Annotated in this window: 19 protein-coding genes; 16 read left to right on the top strand and 3 right to left on the bottom strand. The window is 57.3% G+C overall.

Annotated features, from left to right (window positions below; translation table 11 throughout):
• Nucleotides 1-30 precede the first annotated feature (30 nt).
• The 3 genes from ABRP93_RS07450 to ABRP93_RS07440 are packed head-to-tail and all read left to right on the top strand — an operon-like array spanning nucleotide 31 to nucleotide 2,497.
• Nucleotides 31-933 (top strand): phosphatidylinositol mannoside acyltransferase, encoded by a 903-nt coding sequence (locus tag ABRP93_RS07450; RefSeq protein ID WP_349864225.1) that lies wholly within the window; start codon nucleotides 31-33, stop codon nucleotides 931-933.
• Nucleotides 933-2,036 (top strand): glycosyltransferase family 4 protein, encoded by a 1,104-nt coding sequence (locus tag ABRP93_RS07445; protein WP_349887502.1) that lies wholly within the window; start codon nucleotides 933-935, stop codon nucleotides 2,034-2,036. The genes ABRP93_RS07450 and ABRP93_RS07445 overlap by 1 nt, the downstream gene beginning before the upstream one ends.
• A complete protein-coding gene (locus ABRP93_RS07440) occupies nucleotides 2,036-2,497 on the top strand; it encodes a hypothetical protein (protein ID WP_034659215.1) in 462 nt (153 codons plus the stop codon). The genes ABRP93_RS07445 and ABRP93_RS07440 overlap by 1 nt, the downstream gene beginning before the upstream one ends.
• 4 nt (nucleotides 2,498-2,501) lie before the next feature.
• Here the strand turns inward: ABRP93_RS07440 and ABRP93_RS07435 are convergent, their stop codons facing one another.
• Nucleotides 2,502-3,884, bottom strand: coding sequence for a DUF2029 domain-containing protein (locus tag ABRP93_RS07435; RefSeq protein ID WP_349887501.1), 1,383 nt, complete (start codon nucleotides 3,882-3,884; stop codon nucleotides 2,502-2,504).
• A gap of 143 nt (nucleotides 3,885-4,027) precedes the next feature.
• Between ABRP93_RS07435 and ABRP93_RS07430 the strand changes: the two genes are divergently transcribed.
• The 13 genes from ABRP93_RS07430 (at nucleotide 4,028) to ABRP93_RS07370 (ending at nucleotide 19,865) form a co-directional block, all read left to right on the top strand.
• Entirely contained in the window at nucleotides 4,028-4,906 is an 879-nt protein-coding gene (locus ABRP93_RS07430; protein WP_349887499.1) for an acyl-CoA thioesterase, read from the top strand.
• A 92-nt stretch (nucleotides 4,907-4,998) separates the two neighbouring features.
• Nucleotides 4,999-5,754: a YebC/PmpR family DNA-binding transcriptional regulator gene (locus tag ABRP93_RS07425; protein WP_023022595.1), complete on the top strand. Its 756-nt coding sequence runs from the start codon at nucleotides 4,999-5,001 to the stop codon at nucleotides 5,752-5,754.
• Nucleotides 5,755-5,947: 193 nt separating this feature from the next.
• Complete coding sequence (gene ruvC, locus ABRP93_RS07420) at nucleotides 5,948-6,520, top strand: crossover junction endodeoxyribonuclease RuvC (protein ID WP_005283305.1); 573 nt, start codon at nucleotides 5,948-5,950, stop codon at nucleotides 6,518-6,520.
• Nucleotides 6,521-6,600: 80 nt separating this feature from the next.
• Entirely contained in the window at nucleotides 6,601-7,209 is a 609-nt protein-coding gene (gene ruvA / locus ABRP93_RS07415) for a Holliday junction branch migration protein RuvA (protein ID WP_349853782.1), read from the top strand.
• A 36-nt stretch (nucleotides 7,210-7,245) separates the two neighbouring features.
• Complete coding sequence (gene ruvB / locus ABRP93_RS07410; RefSeq protein ID WP_023022590.1) at nucleotides 7,246-8,325, top strand: Holliday junction branch migration DNA helicase RuvB; 1,080 nt, start codon at nucleotides 7,246-7,248, stop codon at nucleotides 8,323-8,325.
• An 89-nt stretch (nucleotides 8,326-8,414) separates the two neighbouring features.
• Nucleotides 8,415-8,789, top strand: coding sequence for a preprotein translocase subunit YajC (yajC, locus tag ABRP93_RS07405; RefSeq protein WP_023022588.1), 375 nt, complete (start codon nucleotides 8,415-8,417; stop codon nucleotides 8,787-8,789).
• Nucleotides 8,790-9,067: 278 nt separating this feature from the next.
• Nucleotides 9,068-10,951, top strand: a complete 1,884-nt coding sequence (gene secD, locus ABRP93_RS07400) for a protein translocase subunit SecD (RefSeq protein WP_349864234.1) — start codon at nucleotides 9,068-9,070, stop codon at nucleotides 10,949-10,951.
• 2 nt (nucleotides 10,952-10,953) lie between these two features.
• The gene (secF, locus tag ABRP93_RS07395) at nucleotides 10,954-12,126 is read left to right on the top strand and encodes a protein translocase subunit SecF (RefSeq protein ID WP_349887498.1); all 1,173 of its coding nucleotides are present in this window, start codon (nucleotides 10,954-10,956) and stop codon (nucleotides 12,124-12,126) included.
• Nucleotides 12,127-12,198: 72 nt separating this feature from the next.
• Entirely contained in the window at nucleotides 12,199-13,974 is a 1,776-nt protein-coding gene (locus ABRP93_RS07390; RefSeq protein ID WP_349887497.1) for an ABC transporter substrate-binding protein, read from the top strand.
• A gap of 50 nt (nucleotides 13,975-14,024) precedes the next feature.
• Nucleotides 14,025-14,570 carry an adenine phosphoribosyltransferase gene (locus ABRP93_RS07385; RefSeq protein ID WP_349853790.1) on the top strand — a complete coding sequence of 182 codons (546 nt, stop codon included), beginning with the start codon at nucleotides 14,025-14,027 and terminating at the stop codon, nucleotides 14,568-14,570.
• An 85-nt stretch (nucleotides 14,571-14,655) separates the two neighbouring features.
• Nucleotides 14,656-16,950: a RelA/SpoT family protein gene (locus tag ABRP93_RS07380; RefSeq protein WP_349887495.1), complete on the top strand. Its 2,295-nt coding sequence runs from the start codon at nucleotides 14,656-14,658 to the stop codon at nucleotides 16,948-16,950.
• Nucleotides 16,951-17,143: 193 nt separating this feature from the next.
• Nucleotides 17,144-19,183 carry a bifunctional metallophosphatase/5'-nucleotidase gene (locus ABRP93_RS07375; protein WP_349887494.1) on the top strand — a complete coding sequence of 680 codons (2,040 nt, stop codon included), beginning with the start codon at nucleotides 17,144-17,146 and terminating at the stop codon, nucleotides 19,181-19,183.
• Between the two features lie 109 nt (nucleotides 19,184-19,292).
• Nucleotides 19,293-19,865 carry a DUF421 domain-containing protein gene (locus ABRP93_RS07370; RefSeq protein ID WP_502879653.1) on the top strand — a complete coding sequence of 191 codons (573 nt, stop codon included), beginning with the start codon at nucleotides 19,293-19,295 and terminating at the stop codon, nucleotides 19,863-19,865.
• A gap of 104 nt (nucleotides 19,866-19,969) precedes the next feature.
• On the opposite strand, the gene ABRP93_RS07365 is transcribed toward ABRP93_RS07370, so the two are convergent.
• Nucleotides 19,970-20,314: a hypothetical protein gene (locus tag ABRP93_RS07365; protein WP_349887493.1), complete on the bottom strand. Its 345-nt coding sequence runs from the start codon at nucleotides 20,312-20,314 to the stop codon at nucleotides 19,970-19,972.
• A 320-nt stretch (nucleotides 20,315-20,634) separates the two neighbouring features.
• Nucleotides 20,635-21,519 carry a peptidylprolyl isomerase gene (locus ABRP93_RS07360; RefSeq protein WP_023022569.1) on the bottom strand — a complete coding sequence of 295 codons (885 nt, stop codon included), beginning with the start codon at nucleotides 21,517-21,519 and terminating at the stop codon, nucleotides 20,635-20,637.
• Between the last annotated feature and the right edge of the window lie 116 nt (nucleotides 21,520-21,635).

Raw genomic sequence — 21,635 nt, 5'->3', positions numbered from 1 at the left:
CGCACAAACTATTCTGGAGGATCCGGCACCATGTGGGATAAAGAAGATGTAGCAGCGGCCGGGTATTTGGCGGGCTGGAAGGTAGTTCGCCGGCTGCCCGTGCCCCTAGCGCGCACCATCTTCCGGTGGGTGGCGGATTTCGCGAGCGACCACGGGCGGGGCATGGACGGCCTGCGGCGAAACCTTACCCGCGTGGTGGGGGCAGAAAATGTCACGCGCGAATTGGTGCGCGATTCCATGCGTTCATATATGCGCTATTGGATGGAGGCGTTTCGCCTGCCCGCGATTCACGCGGATCCCCAGCTGCACGAGCGCCTCATGAGCGGACTAGAAGGACTCGAGCACTTCGACGCCTCCGCGCAGTCTGGACGGGGCGTCATCCTGGCGCTGCCGCACTCCGGCAACTGGGATATGGCTGGGGTCTTCTTGGTGGGACATTACGGGCAATTTACCACCGTGGCGGAGCGGTTAAAGCCGGAGGTGTTATTTGATGCCTTCGTGGATTACCGCGAGGAACTGGGGTTTGAGGTCCTGCCGCTTACCGGTGGGGCGGCCACGCCCTTTGCGCGCCTGAAGGAAGCCCTGCAGGAGGGCGGGGTGGTCTGCTTATTGGCGGAACGCGATATTACCCGCCGCGGTATCACGGTAGATTTCATGGGCGAGGAAGCCAATATGGCGGCAGGTCCCGCACAGCTAGCCATTGAGACCGGCGCGGCACTCCACGTGGTGCACTCGTGGTTTGAAGGCGATGGCTGGGGGTTGTCGGTGTCTCCAGAAGTTCAGGTTACCGATATTAAGGAGACCACCCAGCGGATGGCGGATGGGTTTGCGGCTAATATCCAGCACCACCCCGAAGACTGGCACATGCTGCAGCCGCAATGGAACGAGGACGTGGAGCGGCGCCGGCAAGCGCGAAAGGAACGTTCCAGTTAATGCGCATCGGTATTATTTGCCCGTATTCTTTTGATGAACCTGGTGGCGTGCAGGCCCACATCCTCGACCTGGCCACCGTTTTTATAGAACAAGGTCACTTTGTCCAGGTTCTTGGTCCTGCCGCAGAGACCACACCGCTACCGGATTTCGTGGTCAAGGGCGGCCCGGCCTTCCCGATTGCGTATAACGGCTCCGTTGCGCGCTTGTCGGTGGGGCCAAAGGTAACCCGCAAGGTCAAGCGCTTCATTCAGGACGGTGATTTTGATGTCCTGCATATCCACGAGCCCAATTCCCCGAGTTTTTCCATGACCGCCTTGGCCGTGGCGCACGGCCCCATGGTGGCGACGTACCACGCCTCGGCGGCCAATTCCCTCATCCTGACCCTGGCAAAGCCGCTCCTCGTGCCCTTTTTGGAAAAGATTCGCGGCGGCATCGCGGTATCGGATATGGCGCGGCGCTGGCAGGTGGAGCAATTGGGCGGCGATCCTGTCCTGATTCCCAATGGCGTCGATACCTCCGTCTACGCTTTAGCGCGCAAGAAAAGCCAGCCCGCGCTTGCCGATGCCTCACTCGAGGTCGTTTTTCTCGGCCGCCTCGACGAGCCGCGGAAGGGCCTGGATATTCTGTTGGCCGCTTTGCGTCAGGTCAACACGAATATTCGCGTCACCATTATGGGTGGCGGCCGTGCCCGTGAGGTCGAGGGCGTGGATTTTGTCGGGCGCGTCAGCGACGCAGAAAAGGCACAAATCTTGGGCCGGGCCGATGTCTACGTGGCGCCCAATACGGGCGGGGAAAGCTTTGGCATCGTGTTGGTAGAAGCCATGGCCGCCGGTGCCGCCGTCGTGGCTTCGGATCTGGAGGCCTTTCGGGCGGTCTGCAACGCGGAATCGGAAGAGCCTGCGGGAGCGCTATTCCGCACTGGCAATGCCACCGATTTGGCACGTGTGCTCAACCAAGTTTTGGATGATGGCGACTACCGGCGGCGATTGGTGCGCAATGGCGTGCAGCGCGCCCAGATGTATGACTGGGACCATGTTGCCGCGGCGGTCATGCAGGTTTATGAAACGGTGCAAGATGGCACGAAGGTGAGGGTGAAGCGATGATGGCGATAGAAATAACCATCGCGCTGCTTATTCTCATTCTTGTGGGATCGTGGGCCATTTTCACAGCGCAGCGGCTAAATTTCCTGCACATCCGCACCGATGCTGCGCTGGCGCAACTGCAGGCGGCGTTGGACCGGCGCGCGGCGGTAACGGCGGCAGTTTCCCCGGAACTTGCGGCCTTGGCGCAAAGGGCCGAATCCACCGAGCTTTCGCAAGGGCATTTTCAAGCCCGCACCATGGTAGAGCGCGAGCTTTCGGCCGCCATTGTGCGCGATTTTCCGGTAGGCCAGCGCCCGGCCGCCTTGGCGGATGCGGAAGGCCGCATCCAATTGGCGCATCGCTTCTATAACGAGGCAGTTAGCGATACGCGCGCGCTGCGCCTGCGGCCCGCAGTGCGCTTCTTCCACCTCGGCGGAACCGCTAAATTACCGGAGTACTTCGACTACATGCTGGCGGATTAAGAATTTAGCTGCGGGGTGTCTGCGTAGTGGCATCGGTGCTCGCTTCAGACTCGGTAGGGGCGTCGGAGCCAGGCACGTTAATTCGCCCCGTATTCGGCGAGGACGCGTTCTCTGCGCCGGCTTCCGCGCTCGTTTCCGAGCCGCCTGCTGCCACGATGGCCTTTTCTATGCGGCGGGACAGGCTTACCTCAAGGATGAACCATATAAGTGCAAAGAGCACCGCTACGAGGATGAGCACGTTGCGGGCGACGAGTACGTAGACCGGAGTCAGGTTTTCGCCCACGTACTTCCACACGAAGTCATAGTGGAACGGGTAGACGTAGGTGCCAAGCGCGGCGGCTGCAACTGCACATACAGCGAGGAGGCCCTGACAGATCTTGATGGGTATAAACCCGGCGGGGAGCTTTTGGCGTACTACCACAGCGAATAGCGGTCCGAGCCAAATGATGTACTGGGGAGAAAATACTTTATTGGTTGCTATGAGGAGCAGCACCATAAGGGTGAAGAAGGCGACGGTGGTTCGCGCGGTCCACCCTCCGACGAAGAAACGGTACAGCGCCCAGCTCAAGGCGAATACCAGCATCCCGGCCGTCGCGATGGAGCTCCACATGATGGCGGTATCGACGCCCGGACCTGAAATTTCAAAGCTCTTGGACGGGGCATATCCCAAATGCCACTTACCTGGGTTCAGGTGTGCCTGTAACAGCAGGTTTGTCGCCGGAATGGATTCAAGTTGGAGTCCGCGTACCCCCTGATAGTTCAGTGGGGAAAGCAGACGGTCCATGCCGGAGGTGACAACTGTCAATGCTGAAAGGGCGGCAACCGAGCCGAAAAAGGACGCCAAGCGCAGCCAGGAATTGGTGCTATTAAAGCGCCCGACCAGTCCAGCTGCGAGGACGCCTGGCCAGAGCTTCATGGTGGTGGCGAAGCCTAATAGGGCGGCGCCGGTCTTGGGATGAGAAATAAGGAGCGCTGCGGCCCCAGCGACGACGACGGCAGGAAAAATATCGAGGCGCCACACAAAGACGTGGCCTGCAGCCGTGCCAAAAAAGACCCAGAACCAACCGGCGAGAAAAACGCGTTTATTGCGTTCGTGGTGGCGCAGCAGGAGGGCGAGGAAGGTGGCATCGACAAGCAGCGTCATGATGGTAAAGCCAATGTAGAACACGCCGCGGTCTCCACCGGTGAACCAACTTAAGATGATGGTGGGCCACGTGCCCGCGTGGGGGTATTCGGTCATCTGCGTGGGATCAGTGCCAAAAAGGCCGGCGAAATAATAGGCAACATCGCCGCGTGCGCTGTGGTCGAGCTTCAAAAAATAGACCAAAACCAAGCGGGCGAGAACCCAGCCCACCCATACCGCAGGAACTGTCGCGAATCTTTTCACCCAAAAGATTCTAGGGAAAAATTTGGTCGTTGAGTAGTTCGAATCAGGTTTCTCGTCACCGGGGTTGGGCTGCCCCGGGGAGTAGGGTGGCAAGGCAGACGAAGACTTACGTGATGTAGCGCATAGTAGGCGCACAAGAAAGGATGACTGTGGGCACCATTTCTGAGGTTTTGGCATTAGAAGGCACCCAAGATACGGATGTCTTTTCTGGCCCAGCGATCCCCTCGCAGATTGAGCGCACCTTCGGCGGGCAAGTTGCCGCGCAGGCGCTTACCGCGGCGCAAAAGACGATGGAGGGGAAGCAGGTGCATTCCCTCCACGGTTATTTCGTTGGCCCAGGTGATACGAAAAAGCCGCTGGAGCTGCAGGTAGAAAGGCTGCGCGATGGTCGTTCCTTTGCTAGCCGGCAGGTTCGGGTCATCCAGGATGGCCGCCTCGTCTTTATTATGCTGGCTAGTTTCCACCGCGAAGGTGATGCAGGACCCGAGCATCAGGACGTGGCACCGCAGGTATTAAGCCCCGATGAAGCCGCTCGCCGTGGCGGTGGGGCGCCGTATTCCACCCGGATTATTTTGAAGGAGTGGACCGATTGGGATATCCGTTTAGTGCCCGATGAGGGCCGCGATGATGCCGCCGCGGAGGTGACAGGTGCCGGATATCGCCATATTTGGTTCCGCAATACGGGCGAGCTTGGGAGTGACCCCGCTTTCCACCGCGCTGCCCTGACGTATATGTCTGATATGACCCTTATTCGGGCGGCGCTCATTCCGCACCAAGGGGATAAGGTGCAATTGGCAAGCCTTGACCATGCGGTGTGGTTTCTTCGCCCATTTCGCGTGGATGAGTGGTTGCTCTATGAGCAGGTATCGCCCACAGCGGCGCAAGGAACGGCCATCGCGCGCGGTAAATTATTCAATGAGCAGGGTGAACTCGTTGCATTGATCAATCAAGAAGGCTTGACTCGGTTCCTTGATGAAAACTTAGGAAGCGGTTCTGCGCACGGCAATTGGCATAACGTCTAGCGACGCGTCCGTATCATGGGGGCGCTTTTCCCAGTTCGTGCAGGGCACGTATAATTGTCAACAGATTTAGAACCCAATTAGAAAGGGACTTAATGTCAGGCCACTCAAAATGGGCAACTACCAAGCACAAGAAGGCTGCCAATGACGCTAAGCGCGGCAAGGAATTTGCCAAGCTCATTAAGAACATTGAAGTGGCGGCGCGAACCGGCGGTGGTGATCCTGCGGCCAACCCAACGCTCGATGACATGATTAAGAAGGCCAAAAAGGCCTCCGTCCCCAATGACAACATCGAACGCGCCCGCAAGCGCGGCTCTGGTGAAGAAGCCGGTGGTGCCGACTGGGAGACCATCATGTACGAGGGTTATGGCCCCAACGGTGTCGCAATGCTGATTGAATGCTTGACCGATAACCGCAACCGCGCGGCTACCGATGTCCGCACCGCGATGAGCAAGAATGGCGGTAACCTGGGCGAATCCGGCTCGGTTGCTTATATGTTCTCCCGCACCGGTTATGTCTTGGTGGAAAAGGGTGAGCTGAGTGAGGATGATGTCTTGATGGCAGTCCTCGATGCTGGCGCTGAAGAGGTTAAAGACCAGGGCGAGAAATTTGAGATCATCTGCGCCCCCACGGATGTGCAGGCCGTCAAGGAGGCCCTCAAGGAAGCAGACATCGAGGTTGATGACTCCGATAACGATTTCCGTGCCTCCGTCGAGGTTCCTCTCGAGGCCAATGACGCCAAGAAGATCTTCCGCCTCATCGATGTTTTGGAAGAATCCGACGACGTCCAGAACGTATATACCAATATGGACCTCTCCGATGAGGTGCTAGCAGAACTCAACGCAGAGTAAGAATACTGCACATATTGGAGGCACTAGCTCGGTGGCGGCTCTTCGCGCATGCGGAGATTCCGGTGCCGAGCGTTGTTGTGTTTTTATTGGGACAGCCTAAAAGTTGCGCCGTGTTGTAGAACATGTGTGTGTAAGACATAATGGGGAATTAAGACTAGGAACGACGAGGCCGCGGAACAGGGAGTGGGCGGGTGTGAATATCGAAGGCATGCGCGTGATGGGCATCGACCCTGGGCTAACTCGCTGTGGCCTGTCCGTAGTTCAAGCTGGCCGCGGGCGCGCAATTCTTCCTGTCTCCGTTGGCGTGGTGCGGACCCCGAGTGATAAAGATTTGACCGAGCGGCTCCTGCGGCTGTCCGTTGCGGCCAAGGAATGGATGGACGATTATTCGCCCGACGTGGTTGCTATAGAGCGCGTCTTCGAACGCGGCCAGGTCTCGACCGTCATGCAGACTGCGCACGTCGTAGGAGTCCTCGTGCTCGCGGCTGCCGAGCGGGATATTCCGGTGTATATGTACACACCGTCCGAAGTAAAAAAGGCCATTTCTGGCAATGGGCGCGCAGATAAGAAACAAATGACGACGATGATTACTCGTATCTTGGGGCTTACGGAGCCGCCCAAGCCGGCGGACGCAGCGGACGCATTGGCGCTGGCTGTCTGCCATTGCTGGCGGGCGCCAGCGATCGTCAGGATGGATAGTACTGGTTTAGGGCTTGGCGCAAAGACCAGTGGTGTCCGCGGGCGGGGGAAGGGTGTTCAGCCTTAGCTCGCCACACCCCACAGGTTAAGTTTGTTCATTATTAGGTCATGTTGAAAGCGCACACAGGTAGGAAGGTACGGTAGAAAATGATTGCGGCATTGCGGGGAGAAGTCCTCCACATTGGTTTAGACCACGGCGTTATTGAATGCGGCGGGGTGGGCTATAAGTTCTTGGCTACCGCAAAGACGTTGGGAACCCTGCGCCGCGGAGAAACCGCCTTTGTGCTTACTACCTTGGTGGTCAAGGAAGATGCGTTAACCCTATACGGCTTTACCAGCGATGACGACCGCGAGATGTTTCAGGTGCTGCAATCCGTGTCCGGCTTGGGGCCCAAACTCGCCCTAGCTGCGTTGTCCGTCATGGGCGCAGAAGAGCTTGCCGCAGCCATTGGCGGGGAGGATGTGAAGGCGCTGCAGTCTATTCCGGGCGTCGGCAAGCGGATGGCCCAACGCCTTACCCTGGAGCTAAAAGATAAGGTAAAGCGCTTTGCTGGAGCTCCAACGGCTGATGCGGCGCCGGCGGCAGCAAGCGGCGGTGGCCCAGTTGTCGATAGTGTCACCGAAGCCCTCCTGGGCCTAGGATTTACTGAGAAGGCGGCCCGCCCCGTGGTGGAGGCGGCATATGCCGAAGCCCCTGCGGCGGATACGTCAACCTTGCTGCGCGCGGCCCTAGCCCAGTTGGGTAAGCAGGGCTAAAAGAACACGACGTCAAGAAGACACGAAGGCTACAGCATGTCCGATATTGAGCGCACCGAGTTCAACCTCCCGGAGGGAATGAATGAGGCGCACGATTCACAGCACAATAGTGATGTGGAAGCCACCGCTCACGCCGAAGAACACGATATCGAGCGCTCCCTGCGCCCGAAATCCCTAACGGAATTTATTGGGCAGCCAAAGGTCAGGGAGCAGCTTTCCCTCGTGCTTACGGGCGCTAAGAACCGCGGGGTCACCCCGGACCATGTCCTGTTATCGGGGCCGCCCGGCCTGGGTAAGACTACGATGGCCATGATCATTTCGCAGGAACTTGGGACGTCGCTGCGCATGACCTCGGGCCCAGCGCTGGAACGAGCGGGAGACCTCGCGGCGATGCTTTCGAACCTCATGGAAGGCGACGTGCTTTTCATCGATGAGATCCACCGCATCGCCCGGCCCGCCGAAGAGATGCTCTATATGGCCATGGAAGATTTCCGCATCGATGTGATTGTGGGAAAAGGGCCGGGTGCTACCTCGATCCCGTTGGAGATCCCGCCGTTTACCTTGGTCGGGGCTACAACGCGAGCAGGAATGTTGACGGGACCGCTGCGGGATCGCTTCGGCTTTACCGCCCAAATGGAGTACTACAGCACCGAGGATCTCACCCATGTGATCAAGCGTGCGGCACATATCTTGGACGTCGCCATCGACGATGATGCCGCCGTTGAGATCGGCTCGCGTTCGCGCGGCACTCCGCGCATTGCCAACCGCCTGCTTCGCCGCGTGCGCGACTATGCGGAGGTCAATGGAACCGGGCGCATCGATCTTTCCGCCGCGCAGGGGGCGTTGGAGGTATTCGATGTTGATGAAATGGGGCTGGACCGGCTGGACCGCGCCGTCCTCAGTGCCCTGATCAATGGCCACGGCGGCGGGCCGGTGGGTGTTAATACCTTGGCCATCGCCGTTGGCGAGGAACCCTCCACCGTGGAGGAGGTGTGTGAGCCATACTTGGTTCGCGCCGGCATGATTTCGCGCACTGGGCGGGGCAGGGTAGCCACCGCAGCCGCATGGCAGCACCTGGGCCTGACGCCTCCGGATGGGGCAATTGGGCTGTTTTAAGGGCCCATGTGCACCTCGCTGGTGGGGTCCATGGGATGGAACTAGCCGATGGTTTTTGTGAACCAAACAGTCTGGCATACTGGAAAGTTATGGAAATCATCTTTCTCATAATCATTGTCATTTTGTTCATCATTCCTTCCTTTATGGCGATGCGTAAGCAACGCCAGCGCCAAAACGACATGCAATCGCTGCAAAATTCCCTGCAGAATGGGGACCGCATCGTGACCGCCGGCGGTGTCCACGGTGTGGTGCGCGGAACCACCGATACCAGTGTGGACCTCGAGGTTTCCCCGGGAGTTACCCTTACCTTTGACAAGATGGCGGTTGTTCGCACCGAAAGCGAAGCCCAGAAACTTAACCGCGGTAGTGCAGACAAAGCTGGAGAGCCGCAGCGAGACAACGGCGAGAACAATAATGATGAGGGACTCAATGGTGGGGAAGGCGAGCAGTCCTCCGACCGCTAATTCCTCGTTATCGCCCGTGCTCTCAACGAAGGCAGGCGCGGGCGTACCTTGTGCACACGGCTAGTGTTCTATGAGCCTGCAATTGGCTTAAGAGAAACGTAGAACCTGACACATTTTCGCTGAATCGCGGACCCCGTTAAGGAAAATGTTATTCCATGACGTACGATTGTGCGTTGTTAACGTGCCCGCGCCGAATCGGGCGGGCCGTATTTAATGTTTAATCACCCTGGTTTGCAGTGCACAGGAGAATATCGTTGTCCGCATCATCTCGAGGCGCTATGAAAAATAGCAACCGCCAATGGCCCAAACGCGCCCTTGCGCTTTTTGGGCTTATCGTGGTCGTTATCTATGCGCTGGTCTTTTTCACCGGAAACCGCCAAGCCACCCCAAAGCTAGGCATCGACCTGCAGGGCGGCACCCGCGTTACCTTGGCCCCACAAGGTGAAGACCCCACCCAGGACCAGCTACGGCAGGCGCGCAATATTTTGGAACAGCGCGTCAATGGCATGGGTGTGTCAGGTTCCGAGGTCGTCATTAACGGCAATACCCTCGTCATCACCGTGCCGGGCGAGGATGCCTCGCAGGCCCAGGCAGTGGGGCAGACCTCACAGCTTTACTTCCGTCCAGTGGCGCAACCCTCCGCGCCGGATATGGAAAAGCTCGACAAAGAGCTAGAGGACATGGCTAACCGCTGGGTCAAATATGGCGTCCTAGAGAAGGACGAGGCCAACAAGAAAATGGAAGACGTCACCAAGGCCGTCGCCCAACAACAAGCGCAGGCTGAGGGTAAGGAACCGAAGGACGTCAAGGCTCCGAAGGTTTCCGCGAAGCCTCTGGACGAGCCTTCTAACTCCATCGAGCAGACCGAGCGCCGCGATGAAATCACCGAGATGTTGTTAAAGGACCGCCAATCGGACGATCCGACAACGCAAGCAGCGGCCTCTTCGCTCCTTACTTGTCAGGGCTCCTCTGACCCACTGGCTGGTGCGGATGATCCGTCCAAGCCTTTTGTTACCTGTGACTATGACAGCGGCACTCCCTATGTGTTGGAGCCAGCTCCGTTGCTCAATGGCGTTAAGGATGAAGACGGTACCCGTTTGACGGGTAATGAGATTGATACCAATTCCCCGATCAACGGTGGCCTCAACCCGCAGTCTGGTCAGATGGAGATCAGCTTCTCCTTTAAGACTGGCGATGGCCCGAACGGTTCCCAGACTTGGGCTGACCTCACGCGGGACCACCTGAACGATCAGATTGCCATCACCCTTGACTCGGGTGTTATTTCGGCGCCGGTCATCCAGGGTGCTACCCCGTACGGTTCCGCTACCTCCATTAACGGTGATTTTAGCCAAGAAGAAGCCAATAACCTGGCCAATAACCTGCGCTACGGTGCCTTGCCGCTGTCCTTTGCCGGCGAAAACGGCGAGCCCGGTGGCACGGTGGAGTCCATTCCTCCGACACTGGGTAAGGCTGCGCTAGAAGCTGGCCTGTGGGCTGGCTTGGCAGGCTTGATTTTGGTCATCCTTTACTCGCTGTACTACTTCCGAGCGCTCAGTGGTGTGTCCGTCATCTTCTTGCTTGGCTCCGGCCTGCTAACCTACGGCGCCATTGTGTTGCTGGGGCGTTGGATTGGTTACTCACTCGACCTTTCCGGTATCGCAGGTTTGGTCATTGGTGTCGGTGCGACCGCGGACTCGTTCGTGGTCTACTACGAGCGCATTAAGGACGAGCTCTTAGAAGGTAGAACCTTTAGGTCCGCTACGCGGAAGGCCTGGGAGCGCTCGCGCAGTACCATCGTGACCGGTAACGCGGTGACGTTGATTGGTTCTGTCATCGTCTACTTCCTCGCCATCGGTGAGGTGAAGGGCTTCGCGTTTACCTTGGGTCTGACCACGATCTTCGACTTGGTCGTCTCCTTCTTGGTTATGGCGCCGGTGATGCAGATCATCGGCCGCCGCCCAGCGGCCGCCAAGCCATCGATGAACGGTTTGGGCGGAATTTATGCGCTAATTGAAGAGCGGCGAGAACGCGGCTATTACGGAGATTCCCGTTCTGCCGCTTCCGCGCAGCGGGAGCGCTCTACTGAAAATTCGGCATCCGTTGGCGCCGATTCGTCTGAGAGTTCTTCGCCCTCAGCAGCTGCGGAAGATGAGGAGAAATAATCATGGCCGTATCGACTAAAAATAAGATTTCGCGTTTAGATCGCCTTTATGAAGACGAGCGTGGCTATGACTTCATTGGCCACACCAAACGGTGGTACGGGATTACCGCCGCGCTCCTCGTCGGTGCCATCGTCGCCATCTTGATTCGTGGATTTACGCTCTCCCTCGACTTTGAGGGTGGCACCACCTTGTCCATGCCCGCTGGGGACTTGAAAGAAGATGAGGTAGCTACCGTCTTTGAGGACTCCACTGGCGTTGAACCGGAGCAAGTGCGCATCGTTGGTGCCGGTGATGCTGAGACGCTTGAAGTCACCTGTGAGCGCTTGAGTCAGGAGGAAGTAGACAGCGCCCGGTCCGCCATTTATGAGGAATTCCAGCCAAAGGATGAAAACGGGGAGGCCACCCCGGACGCCATTGGTTCTTCCACGGTGTCCGAATCGTGGGGTTCCTCGATTACGCAGCGCATGATCCTCGCCATGATCGTATTCCTCGTTGCAGCGACAATCTATGTGGCGGTGCGCCTGCAAAAGATTATGGCTTTTGCCGCCATTTTGGCGCTAATTATTGATGGCATCGTCATCGCCGGTATCTACGCTCTCTTTGGCTTTGAAGTTTCTCCCGCCGTCATTATCGGTTTGCTCACCGTCTTGACCTTCTCCATCTATGACTCCGTCATCGTCTTCGACAAGGTCAATGAGAACACTGCAGGGCTGGAAGGCCAACGTTCTAAGACCTACGGGGAACTGGCTAACCTGGCGATTAACCAGACGGTCATGCGTTCCATTTCCACCTCCATCATTTCCGCGCTGCCTATTATCGCGTTGTTCGTCATCGCCGTATGGCTTATGGGCATCGGTACGCTGCGCGATTTGGCCCTGATCCAGCTCATCGGCGTTATCGAGGGTATTTTCTCCTCGATTTTCTTAGCCACCCCGCTGGTGGTGACGTTTGCTAATTGGACCAAGCGCGTCAAACAGCACACGCAACGTGTGCTGGATTACCGCGCGGGTAAGTCTGAGGATGGTGAACCAGCGGAGGCGGGTTCTGCAAAGCGCAAGGTGGTCACGCCTTCCGATGTCGGGGCCAAGACGCACAAGGAAGTAGTAGAAGAGCAATCTGATCACGGCAGCAGCGCCTCCGGCCATACCGGTGCTACGTGGCGCCCGGGGCGCTAAACGACCTTAAACACGGCATAATCAGGCAGAGTAAGGCTTGGTCTTTTTAGGAGAAAAGGGGTTGTGCGTACCGTGGAACGCAGATTAGGCACCACACGGTGGTGGGGTCGCCGTCCCAAAATCACAGTAGTTGCGGCAGGGCTTTCCGCCCTTGCGTTGGCAGCGGCCTCGTGCAGCAGTGGCGAATCCGATAGCGGTGACCAATCCGCGCCCAGCGATCCGGAGTCCTATAACTACACCGGATATATGGTCAACTCCCAGCTGGCAACGACGAATGCCGGTACCGCCTTTGGCAGCACCACTTCAGCGGCACAGCTTTCGACGCGCCTTTATCCCGGCCTTTTTGTGCCGGGGCCCTCTGGACAGCTTATTCCCAATGCGGATTTAGTAGAGACCGAGGAGCTTCCGCCCGCAGGAGATAGCGATCAGGAAAGCGTGCGTTTGACGCTAGCCGATGACGCCACGTTCTCCGATGGCACCCCCGTTACCTGCGATGATTACCTGCTTGCCTATAAGGCTGGCACGCACCCAGTTGAATTTGCCTCGCATATGCCGCTGATGAATGACATCGCGGATATCGAGTGCGCACCGCACAGCAAGGCCTTTACGCTGACTTTCCAGAAAGACCAGGGACATCGGTGGCGCCAAATGTTTGGTCCTGGCACCGTCATGCCTGCACACGCGCTTGCGCAGAAGGCGGATTTGACCGTAGAAGAACTCAATGCGGCCTTGCACGCGGAAGACATGGCGACGCTGCAGCCGGTAGCGGATTTGTGGCGCTACGGTTTTTCCACCGCCAAGGATGACTTTGACCCCGAGTTGCAGGTGTCTTACGGCCCATTTACCGCGGATAAGGTTGGCCATTCTGGCGAGATTTTCTTAAAAGCCAATGAGCAGTATCGCGGTGACAAACCTGCCTTGGATCGCCTCGTCGTTTGGCCGAGTACTGCCGACGCACAGGAACTCGCGGATAAGGGCGTTCTCAAGGTGGCAGATTCCGCCACTGCAGCGCCTGACTGGCTCTCAGGGAACGGGGGCAAGGACGCAGAATCCGAGGAAGGCAACGAAGCCCCCGAATCCAAAAACGGATCTGACTCGAATAAAGAAGGCAACTCCAATGGGGAGGACCCCGCGGGCGCAGAGAAAACCGAGTTTGAGACGACCACCGAGGTGGGCCTGCAAACCGACACGCTGACGCTATCGCAGGTTGGGATTTTTGCAGAACCTTCCGCTAGGAAGGCATTCGCTGCCTGCGTGGACCAAGCAGCTATGGCGCAAAAGAGCTCCGAAGTATCTGGTGTCGATGTTCCACCGGCTTATCTGCGCACCGTCTCTGTCGAGGATCCGGTAGCCCAAACACTAGGATCGGTGGCGAAGGATCACGAGGGAACGGACATGACTGCGGCTGGCCAGTTGAACGGGACCACCATCAAGGTGGGCTACGTTGGCCCAGATAAGCGCTATCAGGCGATGGTCGAAGCGCTGCGCGCCTCCTGTGAACCGGCGGGCATTACCATCGAGGATGCTGCGGATGAACACTTATCGCAGTTTTATCTCAACCCTGATCCAGAAACGGGGGAGCCAACCATCGACGCCTTCTTGGGAGCGGTCGATCCGCTGACCGAGTACTCCGCCGCTGACTCCAGCATCAAAAATTCGGTGCAGCTCAAAGAGCAGGAAGAACGGCTCTGGGACAGCGTTCCCTCTATTCCAGTCGCCGCACAGCCGCGTGTGTTCATTGTTCACCGCGACGTGGAGGGTGTCCTGCCGTACACTGGCATCTCGGGCATCGGCTGGAATATGGACCGGTGGCGCGTATCGGCACAAGAATCTGTGGAAAAAGCCTAGGCCTTATCCACTCTTAAATTAATTCTCGCTATTTAGTTTCAAGGAAGATGATGACTTCTCACTATGAATCAGCAGCACAAGCTTTACGCGATAAAGTGCGCCTTGTGCAGGATTTTCCGGAAAAAGGAATTCTTTTTGAAGACCTCACACCGGTATTAGCCGATCCTGAGGCATTTCAAGCCGTTGTTGACGGACTCGCGGCCGCGTGTGAGGAGCTGGGAGCGGATCTCATTGGTGGCTTAGATGCCCGCGGGTTCCTGCTGGGCTCTGCCGTGGCGTACAAGTTGGGTCTGGGCATTTTGGCCATTCGTAAACAGGGCAAGCTTCCGCCGCCGGTATATACCGAGGAATACGAGCTGGAATATGGCTCGGCCGCGCTGGAGATTCCAGCCAGTGGCGTCGATGTGAAGGGCAAGCGCGTGGTGCTTGTCGATGATGTCTTGGCTACCGGCGGCACCCTCCACGGCGCCAAGCTGCTTCTTGAGTCTGCGGGCGCCGAGGTAGCGGGCAACGTCGTGGTGCTCGAAGTTAAGGGGCTTAACGGCCGTGAACGCTTATCGGGCCCGCCGCTCATTGTGCTCGATGACGCTGACTAAGATGGTGTGTCTAAGCTAGATCACACGATCTGGAAAGACTCTGCAGTCAGCAATATAGGCTGCGGCATTGTGAAGGGCGGTAGAGATGGCCACGGATAAGTCAGCAAAACGCCAGGCTAATAACGGGATGCGGAGCATGTCTGCCCGGCTTGCCCGGTCACTGACCGGTGGTCGGGTCAAGATTAACCCGGTGCTCGATCCCCTCATGTCCATTCACCGGAAATTCCACCCCAAGGCGGATGCGGAACTACTCAATGCTGCCTATAACACCGCAGAAAGGTTGCACGAGGGGGTATTCCGCAAGTCGGGTGAGCCGTATATTACGCACCCCCTTGCCGTAGCCACGATTGCCGCGGAAATTGGTATGGATACCACCACCATCGTTGCAGCGCTCTTGCACGATACGGTGGAGGATACCGATTACACGCTGGAGGATCTGACCCGAGACTTCGGGACCGAAGTGGCCCGGCTCGTTGATGGCGTGACCAAGCTGGACAAGGTGGCCTTGGGTGCTGCGGCGGAGGCCGAGACCATCCGTAAGATGATCGTCGCCATGGCCAACGATCCGCGCGTCCTCGTCATTAAGGTCAGCGACCGGCTGCACAATATGCGCACCATGCGCTTCTTGCCGCCGGAAAAGCAGGCCAAAAAGGCGCGCCAAACGCTCGAGGTTATTGCCCCCTTGGCTCACCGGCTGGGCATGGCGAGCGTGAAATGGGAACTAGAGGATCTGTCTTTTGCCATCCTCTATCCCAAAAAGTACGACGAAATCGTGCGCATGGTGGCAGAGCGCGCGCCCTCGCGCGATCGCGCCCTGAAGGAAATCATCAACCAAGTGGGCGCCGCCTTAAAGGAAAATGGCATCGAGGCCGAAGTAATGGGCCGGCCGAAGCATTACTGGTCTATCTATCAAAAGATGGTCGTGCGCGGCCGCGAGTTTGCGGAGATCTTCGACTTGGTGGGCATCCGCGTATTGGTGGATGATATCAATAGCTGTTACGCCGCCATTGGTGTTGTGCACTCCATCTACCAGGCCCTGCCTGGGCGTTTTAAGGACTATATTTCCTCCCCGCGCTTCGGCGTCTACCAGTCTTTGCACACCACAGTGCTCGCGGATGGCGGAGCAACCCTTGAGGTGCAGGTCCGCACGCACGAGATGCACTACAACGCCGAATTCGGCGTCGCTGCGCACTGGCGCTATAAGGAAACAAAGGGAAAGAATTCTGGGCACCAAGAAGAGGTGGACCAGATGGCTTGGATGCGTCAGCTGCTGGACTGGCAGAAGGAAGCGGCAGACCCCAATGAATTCCTTGATTCCCTGCGCTATGACCTGACGGCGCGCCAGATCTTCGCCTTTACCCCGAAGGGCGATGTGGTGGATCTGCCGGCGGGCTCTACTCCGGTCGATTTCGCCTACGCCGTGCATACGGAGGTTGGCCACCGCTGCATTGGTGCCAAGGTTAACGGTAAATTGGTGGCGCTAGAATCGCCACTGAAATCCGGCGACAAGGTAGAAATCTTTACCTCCAAGGATCCCAATGCCGGTCCATCGCGCGATTGGCAGGAATTCTTGGTCTCCCCGCGGGCGAAGGCAAAGGTCCGCCAGTGGTTTGCCAAGGAAAGGCGTGAGGAGCATCTTGAAGCCGGGCGCGATGCCTTGGCTACTGAGGTGCAGCGCGGCGGCTTGCCGATGCACCGCCTGTTTACCGCCAGCTCCATGAAGCAGGTGGCAGAACAGTTGCACTATTCTGATGTCGATGCCCTGTACACTGCCATCGGCGCAGGACACGTCTCCGCACAACACGTGGCCAACCAATTGGTCGCTATGTTCGGCGACCGCGATGATGCCGTGGATGCGCTGGCTTCTCGAACCCCGCTGTCGGAGCTCGAGCATTCTCGCGTGCAGCATACCAAGGACTCCGCCTCCGGCACGGGCATCTTGGTGGAGGGAAGCCCCGATGTCATGGCCAAGCTCGCGAAGTGCTGCCAGCCGGTGCCCGGGGACGCTATTTTCGGCTTCGTCACCCGCGGCGGGGGAGTCTCCGTGCACCGTGCGGACTGCGCCAACGCGGAAAAGCTCAAATCCGAACCGGAACGTATGTTGAAGGTCGAATGGTCCTCAGGTACCTCTTCTACCGGCGCCTTTTCCGCCACGCTGCAACTTGAGGCATTGGACCGTCAGGGCTTGCTGTCTGAGCTAACGCGGGTACTAAGTGACCAGAACATTAATGTGTTGACGATGAATTCGAACCGCGGCGAGGACCAAATTGCCACGATGCGTTTTACCTTCTCTGTCTCGGATACCAAACAGCTGGGTTCCTTGATGACGACGCTGCGCAATACCGAGGGCGTCTTTGACGTCTACCGCGTGACCGCGTGACCGCTTGATAGCCTGGCTACCTCCCTTCGCGGTTGCTTGGTAGAGCAACGCGCGGGCTACGGACACATGACGATTGTGTGAATTCTGGGCGGAGGAGAGGTAAAAGACCAGTTCACGGCTGGGGTGCTTCCTGCGAGTTGGTTAAGAAAGCGGTATATATTGTCTGAATGCCTTCTACCACACAGGAGTAATTATGCAGTTCCGCCGCATCGACCAGTTGGTGGCCGCCACCACTGTCACCGCCGTCGCGCTCTCCGGCACACACGCCCTAGCGCAAGAGAACACGACTACCATCTCGGTTACCAATATCACCGACTTGCACGGTCACCTGGAAGATGGCCTGAGCGAGCCTGCTAAGGCGGGCGATGAGATTGGTGTGGCTCGCCTGCAATCGCTTATCAAGCAGGTCAACGAAGGCCAGGAGTTCAACCTCACCTCTTCGGGCGATAACGTGGGCGGTTCTGCATTCGTCTCGGCCATCTCGGATGACAAATACACCCTGGAAGCGCTCAATGCCATGGGGATGAAGGTCACCGCGGTGGGCAACCACGAATTCGACAAGGGCACCGAGGACCTAACTGATCGTATCCAGCCCGCTTCTGACTATCCCATCCTCGGCGCCAATGTATTAAAAGACGGCAAGCCGCTCTTGGATGCCTCTCATGTGGAAGAAATCGACGGCGTGAAGGTCGGCTACGTCGGCACCGTCACCCAAAACACCAAGTTCAAGGTATCTGCGGCAAAGATTCCGGGCGTTACCTTTACCGATCCCGTTGAGGCAACGAATAAGGAAGCAACCCGCTTGAAGGAAAGCGGCGAGGCAGATGTCGTGGTCTCCCTCTTCCACGAAGATGCAGAGGAATACGCAAAGGGCTTTAATAAGGACGTCGATATCCTCTTTGGTGGCGATACCCACCAGACCACCCAGGGCACGGTTGAACGCGACGGCGCGCTGCCACTGCAGTGGGCGCAAGGCTACGAGTACGGCAAGCTGCTTAACGATGCCGATATTACCTTCGACAAGGCCGCGGGCAAGGTGAAAAGCATTGATCTCAAGCAGTACGACGCGACTGCTGCGGCGCAGGTAGAGCCGGATGCGGAGATTGGGGGCATCGTTAAGAAGGCAGAGGATGAGGCCGAGGTAGAAGGCTCGAAGAGCGCTGGCACAGTCGAAACCGACTTGTTCCGCGGCTCCGATGAGGGGCAAAAGCCAGGCTCCAACCGCGGTGTCGAGTCCACCCTGAATAACTTCATCGCGGAAGGGCAGCGTTATGCCTTGAGCAAGCAGGTAGGCGAGGACATCGACCTCGGCGTGATGAATGCCGGCGGCGTGCGCGCCGATTTGCAGGGTGGCGATGTCACGTACAAAGACATCTCTGAGGTCCAGCCGTTTGGTAACTCCGTTATTACCGCGAAGGTCTCCGGCAAGGACTTCATCACCGCACTGGAAAATCAGTGGCAGGAGGGTAGTAGGCCGCTTCTTGCCATGGGGCTGTCCAATAATGTCCAGGTGGTCTACGACCAAAAGGCGTCCCACGGTGAGCGCGTCAAGGCCGTGACCGTTAATGGCGAGCCCCTCGACCCGAATAAGGACTACTCCATCGCGCTTTCTTCCTTCCTCGCTTCCAGCGGCAGCGAAAAGGGTGGCGATGGCTACTTCGAGGCAGGCTCCATCAAGGACAAAAACGATGTGGGATACATGGACGCCCAAGCCATGATCGATTACATCGCGTCCGGCGAATCTCAGGTCCGCAAGGGACAGGGTCAAATCGGCGCCCACATCGATGGCGATATTGCCCCAGGCAAAGAAATAACCGTCGATCTGTCCAGCTTGAACTACACCAGTGAGGGCGAGCCAATGGCTAAGACCGTTACGGTGAAGTTGGGGGATGAGGAAGTATCTGCCGATATTGACAACTCCAAGCAGGAAGGCGATGACCAATTTGGCGAGCGCGGACGTGCGCAGGTCACGCTGACCGTTCCAGAAGGCCTGACTGGCTCCCAGAACCTAGAAATCACCACCGATGCTGGCACGCAAGCAATCCTGCCCGTGGAATTGGGTGACGCCGATGGTGCCCCGAAGGTACCGCAAGGTTCCTCCTTTGGTGGTGCAGCCCTTGCCATTGTGGCGGTACTAGCGGCAGGAATCGCCATTATTGGATTGAACCCCCAGTTGCTGCCTGCACCACTGCGGGCGTTCTTTGATGACCTGCGCAAGACCTTTCACATTTAATTAAGAATCCAATCCCGCGGATACACGTAAAGCGCTTTTCCTCGCTTACAAGGAGGAAAAGCGCTTATTTTTCTGTGCTGTGTGTTGCATCCTAGTAACCTCAAAAGCCGTGGATATCTTTGAACGGTTTTTACGCGAGGCTACTTTTCAACTAGGGATCGAGCTTCATCGAGTTCCCGTGGTTATGTTGTCAACATTAGGCATCTATCTTGCCTTTATGGTCTTGGTAAAAATTTTTGGTTCCCGCGTATTGACCTCCATGACGGCCTCTGACGCGATCATCATTATTATGTTCGGTGCCGTTGCCGGGCGTGTGATCATCGGCGTTCCGCCCACATTAGCGGCGGGTGTTATTGGGCTGACAACGCTGATGGCCCTGGAAGCGGCGTTCGGTACCATCCGCAAGGTGGTGAAGTGGACGCGGTTTTTGGATCGCCGCCCCGTTCTCATCGTCTTTCAGGGCGAGATGATTGACGATAACCTCACCGTTTCGCACATCACTCGCTCTGACGTGTATTCCGCGGTGCGAAAGGCTGGTTTAGCCCGTATGGAAGACGTTCAGATCATGGTTTTAGAGCCCACCGGGCACATATCTGTCATCAAGAATGGTCAGGAGATAGACCCGAACATCTTTAAAGACCTTGTTGGTTCTGGGTATATCAATCAGGCAAAAGAGTCTTAAAGAATTGATAGAGGGGGGTGAGAACTTAAGAACTACTTGCCGTACAACCGCCGCGCAGATAAATAAGAGCACGGCGGTTAATCGCCTTCAATGCGCGTTAATGCCTAGAAAGGGAGTTTGAAGTTCTTTAGTAAGTCATCAATGTTGATGTATTTATTAGCGAATGCGAAGAGCGTACCCAGAGCACCGACAGCAGCAGTTAGGACTTCAATCCAAGCCTTGACGGATTCAGGATTCGCGTCCTTTGAAGACAAGGCTTTCGTACTCTTGGCGTCGTTTTCCTTATTTGCGTCCGAATCAACCTCCTGGTCAGGAGTACCGGTGGAGGCAGTAGAAGAGACCTGAGCGACGGTATCTACCTCCTCTGCGGCGGCGGCCATGGTGCCAGCGAGAGTAACGGATAGGGCGGTTGCGCCGGCGAGTAAGGCCTTGCGGGAGAAAAGCTTCATTGTGGTTCCTGTCAAGCTTGTGGTGTTCAAATTTTTTAGATATTAGACGGCTGTGTAGCTGTCTGAACTACCCAAGCAAATTTTAATAAAAAAGATTGTCAATAAGGAATGGGGGTGTTTGAAAGGGGTGATTCATGCAGATGGTGTGAACAGGAAGGAAAAGGTTCCTGAAGTTGAGTGCAGGTAGAAGGCGATAAACACAATGAAGCGCATATGAAAATGCCCCTGCGCCACGCCACGATTTAGTTCGTGCGTTGCGCTGGGGTGAGGAAAAGGTAGAGGGAATGGAGGGAGGCATCGGCAAGCGCCGATGCCGCAGACTAGGCCTTTACCGTAGCCTTTTTGATCTTTACCTCTTCTGCAGGCTTGCCATCCTTCTGGCCGCCTGGATTGTCACCTTGATTACCGGTGTCTACGCCGGCCTTGGCAATCTTGTCTAGGGTCTTTAAGCCATCTTCGGTGATGGTGCCGAAGTAGGTGTAGTTAGGAGGTAACTCCGAGTCATCGTAGTTAAGGAAGAACTGGGAGCCGTTGGTATCCGGACCGCTATTGGCCATAGCAACGGAGCCGCGGGGGTAGACAACGGGGTTTTGTGCGTCCTCGTCATCAGTTTCATCGGTGGGGTATTCATCAGCAAAGCTGAAGCCTGGGCCGCCGGAACCGGAACCGGTGGGATCGCCGCATTGGAGCACATTCAAGCCACCAGAGGTCATGCGGTGGCAGACGGTGTCATCGTAGAAGCCGGAGTCAGCCAGTTCCGAAATGGCGTGGGTGGTGCAAGGCGCGGTGGCGCGGTCTAGGTCCATCTCGATCGGGCCCTGGGTGGTATCGAAGGATACGGTGACAGTGCCCTCGGTGGAAATATCCTTGCCGTCGGGCTTCTTGGCACCGTGGCCATCCTGCCCATTGTCCTCATACTCGCACTGAACGGTTGCCGGCAGGGCTTCCGCGCGCTTGCCGCTCAAGGGCTCTGCCTTGGGGGTTTCCTGCGTGGTCTGAGCTTCCGAGGTATCTTCCGCCTGGATGTCGCCCTCAGAGCCATCGCGGGTGGAGAGGAAGTAAATTCCTCCCGCGATGCCGAGGATGACGACGAGCGAGGCTAAGGCGACACCAAAAGGACGAGTCTTTTGTTTGCGGTCACGGGACTTTAGCTCGCGGTCGAGCTTGTGCAGCGCGTCTTCTCCGCGCTTTTTATTATCTGGCACCGTGGGACAACCTTTCTAGCGATTATCGGTGACGTGTCTCAACTAGGACGATTTTAGCGGCTTTGCGGACGTGGGGCTGACTTGGCTCGGGGATTGGCATCAGCAATAAGCGGTGA

Source organism: Corynebacterium sp. KPL2850 (genome assembly GCF_040225855.1).
In the GTDB taxonomy this organism is placed as follows: Bacteria; Actinomycetota; Actinomycetes; order Mycobacteriales; family Mycobacteriaceae; genus Corynebacterium.
Note: the sequence above shows the minus strand (reverse complement) of the source record. Positions and strands in the feature narration are given on the sequence as shown.

What these genes read in the sequence shown, in the direction of transcription:
- ABRP93_RS07450 (WP_349864225.1), top strand. Translation starts at nt 31, where the DNA reads ATGTGGGATAAAGAAGATGTAGCAGCGGCCGGGTATTTGGCGGGCTGG.
- ABRP93_RS07445 (WP_349887502.1), top strand. Translation starts at nt 933, where the DNA reads ATGCGCATCGGTATTATTTGCCCGTATTCTTTTGATGAACCTGGTGGC.
- ABRP93_RS07440 (WP_034659215.1), top strand. Translation starts at nt 2,036, where the DNA reads ATGGCGATAGAAATAACCATCGCGCTGCTTATTCTCATTCTTGTGGGA.
- ABRP93_RS07430 (WP_349887499.1), top strand. Translation starts at nt 4,028, where the DNA reads ATGACTGTGGGCACCATTTCTGAGGTTTTGGCATTAGAAGGCACCCAA.
- ABRP93_RS07425 (WP_023022595.1), top strand. Translation starts at nt 4,999, where the DNA reads ATGTCAGGCCACTCAAAATGGGCAACTACCAAGCACAAGAAGGCTGCC.
- ruvA (WP_349853782.1), top strand. Translation starts at nt 6,601, where the DNA reads ATGATTGCGGCATTGCGGGGAGAAGTCCTCCACATTGGTTTAGACCAC.
- ruvB (WP_023022590.1), top strand. Translation starts at nt 7,246, where the DNA reads ATGTCCGATATTGAGCGCACCGAGTTCAACCTCCCGGAGGGAATGAAT.
- yajC (WP_023022588.1), top strand. Translation starts at nt 8,415, where the DNA reads ATGGAAATCATCTTTCTCATAATCATTGTCATTTTGTTCATCATTCCT.
- secD (WP_349864234.1), top strand. Translation starts at nt 9,068, where the DNA reads ATGAAAAATAGCAACCGCCAATGGCCCAAACGCGCCCTTGCGCTTTTT.
- secF (WP_349887498.1), top strand. Translation starts at nt 10,954, where the DNA reads ATGGCCGTATCGACTAAAAATAAGATTTCGCGTTTAGATCGCCTTTAT.
- ABRP93_RS07385 (WP_349853790.1), top strand. Translation starts at nt 14,025, where the DNA reads ATGACTTCTCACTATGAATCAGCAGCACAAGCTTTACGCGATAAAGTG.
- ABRP93_RS07380 (WP_349887495.1), top strand. Translation starts at nt 14,656, where the DNA reads ATGGCCACGGATAAGTCAGCAAAACGCCAGGCTAATAACGGGATGCGG.
- ABRP93_RS07375 (WP_349887494.1), top strand. Translation starts at nt 17,144, where the DNA reads ATGCAGTTCCGCCGCATCGACCAGTTGGTGGCCGCCACCACTGTCACC.
- ABRP93_RS07365 (WP_349887493.1), bottom strand. Translation starts at nt 20,314, where the DNA reads ATGAAGCTTTTCTCCCGCAAGGCCTTACTCGCCGGCGCAACCGCCCTA.